This window comes from Cellulomonas hominis, from assembly GCF_005239125.1.
Taxonomy (GTDB): Bacteria; Actinomycetota; Actinomycetes; order Actinomycetales; family Cellulomonadaceae; genus Cellulomonas; species Cellulomonas hominis_A.
The window spans coordinates 1-12951 of the sequence record NZ_SZYE01000110.1 but is presented as its reverse complement, the minus strand read 5'-3'; the positions used below and the strand labels follow the sequence as shown (position 1 = coordinate 12951).

The following is a 12951-nucleotide window of genomic DNA, read 5'->3' as shown; positions in this document are numbered from 1 at the left end:
GCCCCCCGGCGGCGCCCCGGCCCCGGGCCCGGGGCCGCGCCCGTCGCTCGGGCCCGCACGGCGCGGCGGCTGTCAGCCCGCTCCCAGGTTCGGGTGCTGGGCTGACCGGGTGCTGCACGAGCCGACCCGGCGACCGATCACCGCCCTGCCCGCCCCCGTCGAGGACGACGGCTCCCGCCGGCCGTGGCGTGTCCGCCGCGCGGGGCTGCTCGACGTGAACCCGCTGGCGCGGATGATCGCCGCGCACCTGCCGTTCGTCGACCTCGACGGCGACGGCGAGCCCGACCCCGGCCCGGACCCCGAGCAGGCCGGCCCGGCGACGCGGCTGATGCTGAGCCTCGGGGCGATGGAGCACGGCGAGGTGTGGCTCGCGGACGCCGCGGCCACCGAGGAGCGCGGCGCGGGGGACGGCCACGCCCCCGCCGACGTCGCGGCCGTCGCGGTCTGGCTCCCGCCCGATGCCGACCGTCTCGGCGCCGACCTGCAGCGCGTCGTCGCGCGCGAGCTCGGCGTCCGCGTGGACCCGCACCCCGAGCCGGCCCGCGCCCCGGTGCGCGCCATCGCCGACGCCACGGCCCGCACGCTCACCCTGGTCCGGGAGGCGGGAGCGGAGCGGGTGCTCGTCCTGCTCGCCGACGACGGCCGGGCGGCCGCCGGGGAGCGGGGAGCGCTGCTCGCCGCGTTGCTCGCGCCCGTCGCGGCCGAGCAGGGCGCGGCCGGCCGCGACGTGCTGGCGGTCACCGTCGACCCGGCGCAGGTGGCCGACCTGCGGGCGCTCGGGTTCGCCGAGGTGGCACGGACGCCGCTGGGGGCCGCGTCGCTGTGGCTCGGCGCGCTGCGCGCCGGCGCGGCGGCGACGGGCGCGGGTGCGCCCGCCCGCGCTCAGGCCGCGACGGCGACCGCGTAGCCCGCGGCGTCCTCCTCGAGGTCGCCGGTCTCGCCCTCGGCGACCGCGCGGCGGCCCAGGACGACCGTGTAGGTCCAGAACGCGGCCAGCGCGATCGCCCCGATGACGATCTTGAGCCACCACGGCAGCGTCGAGCCGGTGACGAAGCCCTCGATCACGCCGGACAGCAGCAGCGCCCCGGCCAGCCCGATCACCACGGTGATGAGCGCACGGCCCTCCTCGGCCAGCGCGCGCGAGCGCGGCCGCCCCTGCGGGTCGACCCACGCCCAGAACAGCCGCAGGCCCGCGGCGCCGGCCACGAAGATCGAGGTGAGCTCCAGCAGGCCGTGCGGCGTGATGAGCTGGAAGAAGATGCCCAGGCTGTCGTGCGCCGCCATCATCCCGCCGGTCGCGCCGACGTTCACCGCGTTGTTCGCGAGCACGTACAGCGTGCCGATCCCGGAGATGCCGAGCGCGACGCTGAGCGCCGCGACCCAGGCGTTGTTCGTCCAGACCACGGCCGCGAACCCGGCTCCCGGGTCGTAGTAGGACGCGAACGCCTCGTCGACGTACTGCTGCCGCTCGCTCGGGGTGCCCATCGCGGCGAGGGCGTCGGGGTTCGTCGCCACCCACCAGCCCGCGACCGTCGCGACCGCGAGGCACGCGACCATCACGCCGACCGTCCACCAGCGCAGCCGGTACAGCGCGGCGGGCAGCGACAGCACGACGAACCGCCGGACGTCGCGCCACGCGGGCTCGTGGGTCCCGGCGATCCGGGCTCGCGCCCGCGCCAGGAGCTGGGACAGCCGCGCGACGGCGTCCGGGTCGGGCGCCGAGGACCGGATCGTCGACAGGTCGGTGGCGGCGGCCTGGTAGAGCCGGACCAGCTCGTCCGCCTCGGCGCCGTCGAGGCCGCGCCGCCGGGACAGCTCGTCCAGGCGCGCCCAGGCGGGCTCGCGCACGGCGGAGAAGGCGTCCAGGTCCACGCCCGATACCCTGCCACACGAGGCCCGGTCCGGACCGGGTGACCAGCGGCGCGACGTCGGCGGAGGTGGGGCGTGCAGGACGAGGGCATCGTCATCGGCGAGGGCGTGCTGCTGGACACGCGGCCGACGTCCTTCGCCACCCGCCTGGCCGGGGCGGTCATCGACCTGATCGCGCTCGGTCTGGTCGCCATCGCCGTGGCCTGGGTGCTCACCCGGTTCGTGGTCGTCGCGCCGAGCCAGGACGTCCTGCAGATCACCTTCGTGGTGGTGATGGTGACGGTGCTGGTGGTCATCCCGACGACGGTCGACACGCTGACCCGCGGCCGGTCGCTGGGCAAGCTCGCGGTGGGCATCCGGGTGGTGCGGGACGACGGCGGCCCGATCCGGTTCCGGCAGGCGTTCGTCCGGGCGCTGGTCGGCATCCTGGAGCTGTGGCTGACCCTCGGGTCGGTGGCCCTCATCACCTCGCTGGTCAACCCGCAGGGCAAGCGGCTCGGCGACATCATGGCCGGCACCTACGCCGTCCGGGTGCGCGGTCGCACCGAGCGCCGCGCGGTCCTCGTGATGCCCCCGTTCCTCGCGCCGTGGGCGCAGCAGGCCGACGTCGCGCGGCTCCCGGACGGCCTCGCGCTGTCCGTCCGGCAGTTCCTCGGCCGCGCGCCCCGGCTGCACCCGGGGTCGCGGTACGCGCTCGGGCAGCAGCTGGCGGGCGAGGTCGCCCGGTACGTCGCCCCCGGGCCGCCCCCGGGCACGCACCCGGAGGCGTTCCTCGCGGCGGTGCTGGCGACCCGCCGGGACCGCGAGTACGCCGCCTCCACGCGCGCGGCGCAGCGCTCCGCCGCGGAGGCCGTCACCCTGCACCGGCTGCCGCACGGGGTGCCGGACCCGGCCCGCTGAACCACGTCGTGGACGCCCTGGCGACCGCGTCCGCGCCCCTCGTACGGTGACCGGGCCGGGAGCAGCCGGCGCTGACATGACGGGGTGAGGTACGTGCAGGACCAGCTGGGAGTGGTGCTCGACCAGGTGCTGGCGCGGAACCCGGGGGAGCCCGAGTTCCACCAGGCGGTGCGGGAGGTGTTCGGCAGCCTCGGGCCCGTGCTGGAGCGGCACCCGCAGTACGTCGACGCCGCTGTGCTGGAGCGGCTCTGCGAGCCCGAGCGGCAGATCGTGTTCCGCGTGCCGTGGGTCGACGACTCCGGCCGGGTGCGGATCAACCGCGGGTTCCGCGTGCAGTTCAGCACCACGCTCGGCCCGTCGAAGGGCGGCCTGCGGTTCCACCCGTCGGTGAACCTCGGCATCGTGAAGTTCCTCGGCTTCGAGCAGATCTTCAAGAACTCCCTGACGGGCATGCCGATCGGCGGCGGCAAGGGCGGCTCGGACTTCGACCCGCGCGGCCGCTCGGACGGCGAGGTCATGCGGTTCTGCCAGTCGTTCATGACGGAGCTGGCCCGGCACATCGGCGAGTACGTGGACGTGCCCGCCGGCGACATCGGCGTCGGTGGCCGGGAGATCGGCTACCTGTTCGGCCAGTACAAGCGGATGACCGGCCGGTACGAGTCCGGTGTGCTCACCGGCAAGGGCGTGACCTGGGGCGGCTCGCTGGTGCGGACCGAGGCCACCGGGTACGGCGCGGTGCTGTTCGTGCAGGAGATGCTCCGCGCGGCGAACCGGTCGCTCGAGGGGCAGCGCGTCGTGGTGTCGGGCTCCGGCAACGTCGCGCTGTACGCGGTCGAGAAGGCGCAGCAGCTCGGCGCGCACGTCGTCGCGTGCTCGGACTCGCGCGGCTACGTCGTCGACGACAAGGGCCTGGACCTGCCGCTGCTGCAGCAGGTCAAGACCGTGGAGCGCGGCTCGCTGGCCGACTACGCGGAGCGCCGCGGCGGGTCCGCGCGGTACGTGCCGGGCCGGCGGGTGTGGGAGGTCGGCGCGACCGTCGCGCTGCCGTGCGCCACCCAGAACGAGCTCGACGCGGACGACGCCCGCGCGCTGGTCGGGTCCGGGCTGGTCGCGGTGGCCGAGGGCGCGAACATGCCGACGACCCCCGAGGCGGTCGCGGTGCTGCGGGACGCCGGTGTGCTGTTCGGCCCGGGCAAGGCGGCGAACGCCGGCGGCGTCGCGACCTCCGCGCTGGAGATGCAGCAGAACGCGAGCCGGGACTCCTGGTCGTTCGACTACACCGAGCAGCGCCTCGCGGCGATCATGCGGGACATCCACGACCGGTGCGCCGCCACGGCGGACGAGTACGGCGCGCCGGGGGACTACGTCCTGGGCGCCAACGTGGCCGGCTTCCTCAAGGTCGCCGACGCGATGCTGGCCCTCGGCGTCGTCTGACGCCTCGCTCCGGCGTCGCTCCCTGCGCCGAGACCGCAGGAGCTGCGGGGTTCGGGCGCCGGGAACCCCGCAGCTGGTGCAGTCTCGGCGGCCGGGGGCGGGCTCTCAGTCGCGTGCGCACTCCGCGGGCGCCCCGTCCGGGTCGTCGACGAGGCGGTGCAGGAGGCGCAGGAGCTCGTCCTGCTCGGCGGGCTCCAGCCGCGCGAGGAGCTCCTCCGCGTGCCGCCGGCGCTCGCGGTCGGCCTCCGCGAGCACCGCGCGGCCCTCGTCGGTGGCGGCGACCAGGGTCGCGCGCCGGTCGGTCGGGTCGGGCCTGCGCTCGACCAGCCCGGCGCGCTCCAGGTCGTCCACCAGCGAGGTGATCGACCGCGGCACGACGTCGAGCGCGGCGGCCAGGGTGGTCTGCCGCTGCGGCTCCTCCCGCGCGACGACGCGCAGCAGCCGGTGCCGGGAGGGCGTGAGGTCCACGCGCTCGCGCACGTCCCGGCGCATCGTGTGCAGCGCGCGGCGCAGCAGCCAGAACAGCTCGTCGCCCGGGTTGCCGGGGGCCGGGTGGTGGTGCGCGGGGGCCGGGGTGACGGGCGTCATGCGCCCCACGATAGCGAGTTCCGCACATAGAGAGGTAGCCTCTCTATCGGAATCGTCCCCAGGAGGCCCCATGTCCATGCACGGAGGAGGGGGCGGCGGACCGGCCATGTACCGGTCGTTCCGCCTCGACCCGGCCGTCGCCCGGCGTCGCATCACCCGCGACGTGCTGCGGCGCATCCTCGCCTTCGCCCGCCCCTACCGCGGGCTGCTCACCGTCTTCCTCGTCGTCGTCGCGCTCGACGCCGCCATCGGCGCGGTCACCCCGCTCGTCTTCCGGCAGATCATCGACCACGGCATCGCGCAGGGCCGCAGCGGGCTGGTGCTCGGGCTCGCCGGCGTCGTCGCGCTGCTCGCGATCGCGTCCGCCGGCCTCACGCTGGCCTCCCGGTGGTTCTCCGCCCGGATCGGCGAGGGCCTGATCCTCGACCTGCGCACCCAGGTGTTCGACCACGTGCAGCGGATGCCGCTGGCGTTCTTCTCCCGCACCCAGACCGGCGCGCTCGTGCAGCGGCTCAACGGCGACGTGCTCGGCGCCCAGCAGGCGTTCACGTCCACGCTGTCCAACGTCGTGTCGAACGTGCTGACCGTCGTCCTCGTCATCGCCGCGATGCTGTCGCTGTCCTGGCAGATCACCCTGCTGTCCCTGGTGCTGCTGCCCGCGTTCGTGCTGCCCGTGCGGGCGATGGGGCGGCGGCTCGCGGGCGTGACGCAGGAGTCGTACACGCTGAACGCCGCGATGGGCCAGACCATGACCGAGCGGTTCAACGTCGCCGGCGCCCAGCTGGTCAAGCTGTACGGCCGCCCCGAGGACGAGACCGCGGAGTTCGCGGCGCGCGCGTCGCGCGTGCGGGACATCGGCATCACGTCGGCGATGTACGCGGCGGTGTTCCGGGTCGGCCTGACGCTGATCGCCGCCGTCGCGGTCGCGATCGTGTACGGGCTGGGCGGCGTGCTCGCGATCCAGGGGTCGCTGACCGTCGGCGTCGTCGTCGCGCTGACCTCGTACCTGACCCGGCTCTACGGCCCGATCACGTCCCTGTCCAACGTCCAGGTCGACGTCATGACCACGCTGGTGTCGTTCGAGCGCGTCCTGGAGGTGCTGGACCTGCAGCCGACGGTCGCCGACGCGCCGGACGCCCGGCCGCTGCCCGCCGACCTCGCGCGCACCGCGAGCGTCGAGCTGGACGACGTGTCGTTCCGGTACCCGGCCGCGTCCGAGGTGTCGCTCGCCTCGCTCGAGTCGGTCGCGCGGCTGCAGACCGAGGTGCCCGGCACCACGCTGGAGCACGTGTCGTTCACCGTGCCGCACGGCCACCTGGTCGCGCTGGTCGGGCCGTCCGGCGCGGGCAAGACCACGGTCTCCGCGCTGGTCGCGCGGCTGTACGACGTGACGGCCGGCGCCGTCCGCGTCGCCGGGCAGGACGTCCGCGAGGTCACGCAGGAGAGCCTGCGGGACGCCATCGGCATCGTGTCCCAGGACGCGCACCTGTTCCACGACACCATCCGCGCCAACCTGCTGTACGCCCGGCCCGGCGCCACCGACGCCGACCTCGAGCAGGCGCTGCGCCGCGCGCAGATCTGGGACCTGGTGCACCGGCTGCCGGACGGCGTCGACACCGTCGTGGGGGACCGGGGCTACCGGCTCAGCGGCGGCGAGCGGCAGCGCCTCGCGATCGCCCGGCTGCTGCTGAAGGCACCGCCGATCGTGGTCCTCGACGAGGCGACCGCGCACCTGGACTCCGAGTCGGAGGCCGCCGTGCAGCGGGCGCTCGCGGAGGCGCTGGAGGGCCGGACCGCGATCGTGATCGCGCACCGGCTGTCGACCATCCGCGAGGCCGACTCGATCGTCGTGCTCGACGGCGGGCGGGTCGCGGAGCAGGGCACGCACGCCGAGCTGCTCGCCGCCGGCGGCCTGTACGCGGAGCTGTACGAGACGCAGTACGCGTCGGCGGGCTGACGCCCGGGGCGCCGGCCGCGTGCCGGCGCCCCGGCGTCAGATCAGCCCGAGGTGCCGCACCGCCTCGCGCTCCTCCGCCAGCTCCGCCACCGACGCGTCGATCCGGGCGCGGGAGAACGCGTCGACCTCCAGGCCGGGGACGATGTGCCACGCCCCGTCGACGGCGGTGACCGGGAACGAGCACACCAGCCCCTCCGGCACCCCGTACGACCCGTCGGACACCCGGCCGGCCGACGTCCAGTCCCCGGCCGCGGTGCCGCCGCGCCGCAGCCGGCCGTGGTCGATGATCGCGCTCACGGTCGACGCCACCGACGACCCGCCGCGGGCGGCGATGATCGCGGACCCGCGCTGGGCGACGGTGTCGATGAACTCGCCCTCCGCCCACGCCCGGTCGACCACGTCGAGCGCGGGACGGCCGCCGACCAGCGCGTGCCGGAGGTCGGGGTACTGGGTGCGGGAGTGGTTGCCCCACACCGTCACGCGGCGGATGTCCCGCGGGTTGGCGCCGGTGCGCAGCGCGAGCTGGGCGAGCGCCCGGTTGTGGTCCAGGCGGGTCAGCGCGGTGAACCGGTCGGCGGGCACGTCGGGGGCGTGCGCCGCGGCGATCATGGCGTTGGTGTTCGCCGGGTTCCCGATCACCAGCACGCGGATGGCGTCCGACGCGACGTCGTTGATCGCCGCGCCCTGCGACCGGAAGATCCCGCCGTTGGCCTGCAGCAGGTCCGCCCGCTCCATCCCGGCGGTCCGCGGCTGCGCCCCGACCAGGATCGCGATGCCCGCGCCGTCGAACGCGGTGCGCGGGTCCGCCGTGACGTCGACGTCGACCAGCAGCGGCGACGCGGCGTCCTGCAGCTCCAGCGCGACGCCGTGCGCCGCGTGCAGCGCGTCGGGACGCTCCAGCATCCGCACCCGGACCGGCGTGTCCGGCCCGAGCAGCTCCCCGCTGGCGACGCGGAACATGAGCGAGTAGCCGATCTGGCCGGCGGCGCCGGACAGCGTGAGCGTGACAGGGGGACGAGGCACGAGGGGACTCCTGGGGGGTCGGCGTCAGGTCGGGGCGTCGGCGTCAGGAGCGTCAGCGGCAACGATCCGAACCCGACGGTAGGCGGAGGGCGGGCGGGGTTCAAGGGCACGCGGGACCCCGCGGCGGCGGGCGCGCGCCACCGGGCGGCGGTCGTCAGGTCTCCGCCACGGCCACGGCGTGCTCGGCCGCGTCGTCCGCGGTGAACCGGACCAGCCGCTCGGCCTCGGCGAGCACGGCGCGGCGGTCCGCCCGGGTCCACCGCCGCAGCGGGGTGACGGTCAGCAGCGCGCGCTCCCGGCGGGCCCGCGGCGCACCGGCCGGGCGGGGGAGGCGCTCGCGCCGGACGACCCAGGACCCGGCCACCACGCCGTCGACCAGCACGGTCCCCGGGGGCATGCCGTTGCGGCTGGCCAGCGCGGGGCGGACCTCGGGCGGGACGACCCGGCTCCGGTCGTCGTGGCCGAGCAGCAGGTTCTCGAAGTCCGGCAGGAGGCGGACCGGCGCGGTGACGTCCTCCGGCGGGCGCGGGGCGCCCGGGACGTCGAGCAGGACCCGCGGGCGGCCCGACGGCGGGTCGACGTGCAGCACCTCCACGAGCTCGGGGCGGAGCCGGTCGACCACCGGCGCGAGCCGGGTCAGGCCGGACCACCGCTGCACGTCGGCGGTCGTCGCGGGGCCGTAGGCGGCCAGGTACCGGCGCACGAGGGCGGCGAGGGCGGCGCCCCGGTCGTCCTCGGTCAGGTCCGCGTCGCCGGGGCCGCCGGCGGTGCCGAACCACGCCCACGCCGTGGTCCAGGTCGTCGCCATGCTCCGTCCCCACACGCCGCGCGGGGTGACCTGCACCAGCGGCAGCAGCCCGCGCGCACCCATCGCGAGGGAGGTCGGGTCCAGGTCCGGCCAGGTGGCCGCGAGCCGGGCGCCCAGGTCCCGCGCCCCGAGCGGCCCGTCGGCCAGGGCGTCCAGCGCGGCGGACCGCAGGTCGTCCAGGTCGACCTGGCGCAGCGTCGGCGCCGCGGACACGTTCGCGGTGAGGTGGCGGCGCAGCGTCGGGGCGAGGAGCGGCCAGAGCCCGAGCGCGTCGTCGGCGGTGACCAGGTGCACGGTGTCGCGGAGCAGGGCGAGCCGGGCGACACGGCGGTCCGTCATCGCGTCGGCCAGGTCCGCGTGCGTGAACCCGGCCGCCCGCGCGTGCAGCGCCAGGTACGCCGACGACGGGTTCTGCGACTGCAGGGCGACCAGGTGCCGCACGACGTCGACCGCGGGCGCGTCGGTCCGCCCCAGGAGGTGCTGCCGGGCGAGCAGGGCGCGGCCGAGCCCGCGCGTGGTGATGCTGCCGCCGCCCGCGAGGTCCCCGTCGCCCGTCACCCCGCTGACGCTACTGGCCGGCCCCGACACCCGTGCCTCCACCACCGCCGAGCGTGCACTCGTCGCGGGGTTCCGGCGGGCTGAACCCCGCGACGAGTGCAGTCTCGGCGAGGGGTGGGGTGGGGTGGCGAGGGGTGGCGTGGGGTGGCGCGGGTGGGCTAGAGGCGGCCGGCGGCCTTCAGGGCCAGGTACGCGTCCGCCAGGCGCGGGGCCAGGTCGTCGGGGAGCGCGTCCACGACCTCGACCCCGTGGCTGCGCAGCCGTTGCGCGACGGCCGTCCGCTCCAGCTCGGTCCGCTCGGCCGCCGCGGCGTCGAACAGCGCGGCGACGTCCTCCCGGCCGGTGCGCAGCCGCTCGACCTCAGGGTCCCGCACGGACGCGAGCACCACCTGGTGGCGGGACGCGAGCTGGTCGACCACCCGCAGCAGCCCGTTCTCGACGGCCGCCGGCTCGAGCGCCGAGAGCAGCACGACGAGCGCCCGCTGGGACAGCCGCTCCTGGACCTGCGCGACGATCCCGGGCCAGTCGGCCTCGACCAGCGAGGGCTCCACGTCGGCGAGGGTGTCCGCGATCGCGGGCATCAGCCGGGGCCCCGACGCGCCGGCGACCCGTGCCCGGACCGTGCGGTCGTAGGCCAGCAGCTCGACCCGGTCGCCGGCGCGGGACGCCAGGGCCGCGAGCAGCAGCGCCGCCTCGACGGACGGTTCCAGCCGCGGCTCCTCGCCGGTCCGTGCGGCGCTCGTGCGGGACGTGTCGAGGACGATCAGCACCCGGCGGTCCCGCTCGGGGCGCCAGGTGCGGACCACGACGTCGTTGCGCCGCGCGCTGGCCCGCCAGTCGATGGACCGGACGTCGTCGCCGATCACGTACTCGCGCAGCGAGTCGAACTCGGTGCCCTGCCCGCGGACCTGCACGGCCGCGCGACCGTCCATCTCCCGGAGCCGGGCGAGCCGGCTGGGCAGGTGCCGGCGGGACGCGAACTCGGGCAGCACGCGCTGGGTGCCGGGGACCTCGAGGGAGGCCTGCCGGGCGGCGAGACCGAGCGGGCCGGCGGCCCGGATGGTCACCCGGTCGGCGCGCAGGTCGCCGCGGCGGCTCGGGCGCAGGGCGGTGTCGACCCGGCGCGATTCCCCGGGCGGCAGGTCGACCCGGTGCCGGTTGTGCTCGGCGCCGGCCGACGGCGGCCACGCGTCCCGGACCAGCGCGCGCAGCCGGCGCGCGCCGGTGTGCGTGAGGGTCAGCCGGGACCGCCCGGCCTCGTGCAGCCGGACCGCGCCGGTGACCTCGCGGCGGATCGCCACGGCGCGCGGGGACGCGGCCAGGGCGGCGTCGAGCGCGCACAGCAGCACGACCAGCACCGACCAGGCCAGCACCGTCCCCGGCACGGGCCAGAGCAGCACCGGCAGCGCGCCGAGGGCGGTCAGCGCGACCGCGCGCCAGGTGATCGCCACGCCGGGCGCCTCAGCGGGGGACCGGGACGGACGCCAGCACGGTGTCCAGCACGGACTCCGCCGTCACGCCCTCGAGCTCCGCCTCGGCGCGCAGCTGCACGCGGTGCCGCAGCGTCGGGTGCGCGAGCGCCTTGACGTCGTCCGGGGTCACGTACGACCTGCCCTGCAGCCAGGCCCAGGCCCGCGCGGTCGCCAGCAGCGCGGTGGCGCCACGCGGGGAGACGCCGAGCGACAGCGACGGCGACTGCCGGGTGCCGCGCACCACGTCGACCACGTAGCCGAGGACCTCGGGCGCGACCTGCACGCGCGCGACCTCCTCGCGGGCGCGCTCCAGCACGTCCTTGCCGGCGACGGCGCGCACGCCCGCGCGGGCGAGGTCGCGGGGGTCGAAGCCCGCGGCGTGCCGGGCGAGCACCTCGATCTCCTCGTGCCGCTCGGGCAGCGGCAGGGTGAGCTTGAGCAGGAACCGGTCGAGCTGCGCCTCGGGCAGCGGGTAGGTGCCCTCGTACTCGACGGGGTTCTGCGTGGCGATCACGACGAACGGCGACGGCAGCGGGCGCGGGGTGCCGTCGACCGACACCTGCCGCTCCTCCATGGCCTCCAGCAGCGACGCCTGGGTCTTGGGCGGCGTGCGGTTGATCTCGTCGGCGAGCATCAGGTTGGTGAACACCGGGCCCTCGCGGAACGAGAACTCGGCCGTGCGCGCGTCGTAGACCAGCGAGCCCGTGACGTCGCCCGGCATCAGGTCCGGCGTGAACTGCACGCGCTTGGTGTCCAGGTCGAGCGCGGCCGACAGCGTGCGGACCAGCAGGGTCTTCGCGACGCCGGGAACGCCCTCGAGCAGCACGTGGCCGCGGCAGAGCAGGGCGATGACCAGTCCGGTCACGGCGGCGTCCTGGCCGACGACGGCGCGGCCCACCTCGGCCCGGACCGCGCCGAGCGCCTCGCGGAGCTCGGGGGACGGCTCGGGCACGGCGGGCGCCGCGGGCGCCGGGGGAGCGGACGGCGCGGGCTGCTGGGCCCACGCGGGCTGCGCGGGGGCCGGCGCGGGCGCGGGCTGCTGGGCCTCCCACGGCTCGGGCCCGGTCGGCTGGGGCGCGGGGTACCCGGCGGGCGTGCCGCCCTGCGGCCACGGGTTCGGGGCGGGGTGGTCGGTCACGTGGGGTGAACCTCGCTCTCGAGCTGGTCGAGCCGGCGGGCCAGGTGCTCCAGGCCCGCGTCTGACGTGGGGGGTGGTCCGTACAGCAGGTCGCGCACGTCGGCCTCGTCCCGGGCGGCGGCGCGGGCGACCGCGACGACGACGTCGGGGGCCCCTGCGGAGCGGGGGACGCCGAGCCGGCGCGCGAGCCGGGCGGCCGTGCCGGCCCGCAGCGAGGCCGCCGCGTGCCCGTACGACCGGGACGTCCGGTACAGCCGCGCCCGGCCGCGGGTGGTCTCGGCGGGGCGGACGACCACCGGCAGCCGCTCGGCGACGACCCGGCCGAGCCGGCGGCCCCGCCACAGGCCGAGCGCGAGCACCACGACGAGCGCCTGGATCAGCAGCACCCGGGCGACGGGGGGCAGGAGGTCGCCGAGCCCGGGGCCCGCGCTCGTCCCGTCGGCGCCGAGGTCGTCGGCCGAGGGCACGTACCAGACCAGCTCGGCGTTCCGGCCGAGGGTCCGCAGCGCGAGCGCGGCGTTGCCCTCGTCGGTGATCCGGGCGTTCGTGATCAGGCCGGCGTCGCCCAGCACGGTGACCCGGCGGCCCTCGACCTCGGAGACGGAGAAGAGGTAGCTCTGCGGGGAGGTGCCCGGGACCGGGAAGCACAGCGTGGTCCCGGCGGGCGCGGCCTCGCCGGTGGGGACGACGCCCGCGCCGGTCGCGGAGATCGTGCCGGCGGCGGTGGCGTCGGGGTCGGGGCAGGACGCGGCGACCGGCGCGGGCTGCGTGCCACCCGCCCAGCCGGTGGTCAGACCGGGGACCGTCCGGTCGAGGAGGAGGGACGGGTCGAGCAGCACCAGGTCGGCCGCCGTGCCGGCGAGCGCCGACGCCTGCGCGTCGGACAGCAGCCAGTCGGAGGTCACCAGCAGCGTGCTGCCGGCCTCGGCGGCGTGGGTCGCCGCGCCCACGGAGCGCACGTAGTCGATCTGGACGCCCTGGCCGCGCAGCACCTCGGCGAGGGCCATCGCGCCGTTCTCCCGGGGGTTGTCCGGGGCGAGCGCGGTGGCCGAGCGGGTGGGCGCGGGCAGCAGCGCCGCCAGCACGCCGATGCCGAGCACCACCGCCACGGCGACGAGCCAGCGCACCCGCCGCCACCGGGCGCCCGCGCGGCTGCGCGCGGTGGTGCCGTCCCCGAGGACGACGCCGTCGGGACGGGCGGGCC

The 12951-nt window shown here is 76.8% G+C and carries 11 protein-coding genes; 4 read left to right on the top strand and 7 right to left on the bottom strand.

Features of this window, described 5'->3' with window-relative positions; all coding sequences use genetic code 11:
* The first annotated feature begins 109 nt into the window (after nt 1–109).
* Nucleotides 110–907, top strand: a complete 798-nt coding sequence (locus FA014_RS13040; RefSeq protein WP_154730098.1) for a hypothetical protein — start codon at nt 110–112, stop codon at nt 905–907.
* Here the strand turns inward: FA014_RS13040 and FA014_RS13035 are convergent.
* Nucleotides 883–1872 (bottom strand): stage II sporulation protein M, encoded by a 990-nt coding sequence (locus FA014_RS13035; RefSeq protein ID WP_154730097.1) that lies wholly within the window; start codon nt 1870–1872, stop codon nt 883–885. The genes FA014_RS13040 and FA014_RS13035 overlap by 25 nt on opposite strands.
* A 72-nt stretch (nt 1873–1944) precedes the next feature.
* Here FA014_RS13035 and FA014_RS13030 point away from each other — a divergent pair, with 72 nt between their 5' ends.
* Together FA014_RS13030 and gdhA are read left to right on the top strand one after the other, a co-directional pair.
* A complete protein-coding gene (locus FA014_RS13030; RefSeq protein ID WP_154730096.1) occupies nt 1945–2769 on the top strand; it encodes an RDD family protein in 825 nt (274 codons plus the stop codon).
* Between the two features lie 93 nt (nt 2770–2862).
* A complete protein-coding gene (gene gdhA, locus FA014_RS13025; protein WP_230323135.1) occupies nt 2863–4203 on the top strand; it encodes an NADP-specific glutamate dehydrogenase in 1341 nt (446 codons plus the stop codon).
* A gap of 105 nt (nt 4204–4308) precedes the next feature.
* Here gdhA and FA014_RS13020 read toward each other — a convergent pair whose 3' ends face one another.
* Entirely contained in the window at nt 4309–4791 is a 483-nt protein-coding gene (locus FA014_RS13020) for a MarR family winged helix-turn-helix transcriptional regulator (RefSeq protein WP_195969286.1), read from the bottom strand.
* A gap of 70 nt (nt 4792–4861) precedes the next feature.
* On the opposite strand from FA014_RS13020, the gene FA014_RS13015 reads away from it, so the two are divergent.
* Nucleotides 4862–6748, top strand: a complete 1887-nt coding sequence (locus FA014_RS13015) for an ABC transporter ATP-binding protein (RefSeq protein ID WP_154730093.1) — start codon at nt 4862–4864, stop codon at nt 6746–6748.
* Nucleotides 6749–6784: 36 nt separating this feature from the next.
* Here FA014_RS13015 and FA014_RS13010 read toward each other — a convergent pair whose 3' ends face one another.
* The 5 genes from FA014_RS13010 to FA014_RS20040 form a co-directional block, all read right to left on the bottom strand.
* Complete coding sequence (locus FA014_RS13010) at nt 6785–7771, bottom strand: malate dehydrogenase (RefSeq protein ID WP_154730092.1); 987 nt, start codon at nt 7769–7771, stop codon at nt 6785–6787.
* A 154-nt stretch (nt 7772–7925) separates the two neighbouring features.
* Nucleotides 7926–9137, bottom strand: coding sequence for a winged helix DNA-binding domain-containing protein (locus tag FA014_RS13005; RefSeq protein WP_230323134.1), 1212 nt, complete (start codon nt 9135–9137; stop codon nt 7926–7928).
* A 158-nt stretch (nt 9138–9295) separates the two neighbouring features.
* Nucleotides 9296–10588 (bottom strand): DUF58 domain-containing protein, encoded by a 1293-nt coding sequence (locus FA014_RS13000; RefSeq protein WP_154730091.1) that lies wholly within the window; start codon nt 10586–10588, stop codon nt 9296–9298.
* A 10-nt stretch (nt 10589–10598) separates the two neighbouring features.
* Entirely contained in the window at nt 10599–11747 is a 1149-nt protein-coding gene (locus tag FA014_RS12995; RefSeq protein WP_442861501.1) for an AAA family ATPase, read from the bottom strand.
* A partial coding sequence (locus FA014_RS20040) for a DUF4350 domain-containing protein (protein WP_195969285.1) occupies nt 11744–12951 on the bottom strand: 1208 nt, incomplete at its 5' end. The genes FA014_RS20040 and FA014_RS12995, both read right to left, overlap by 4 nt.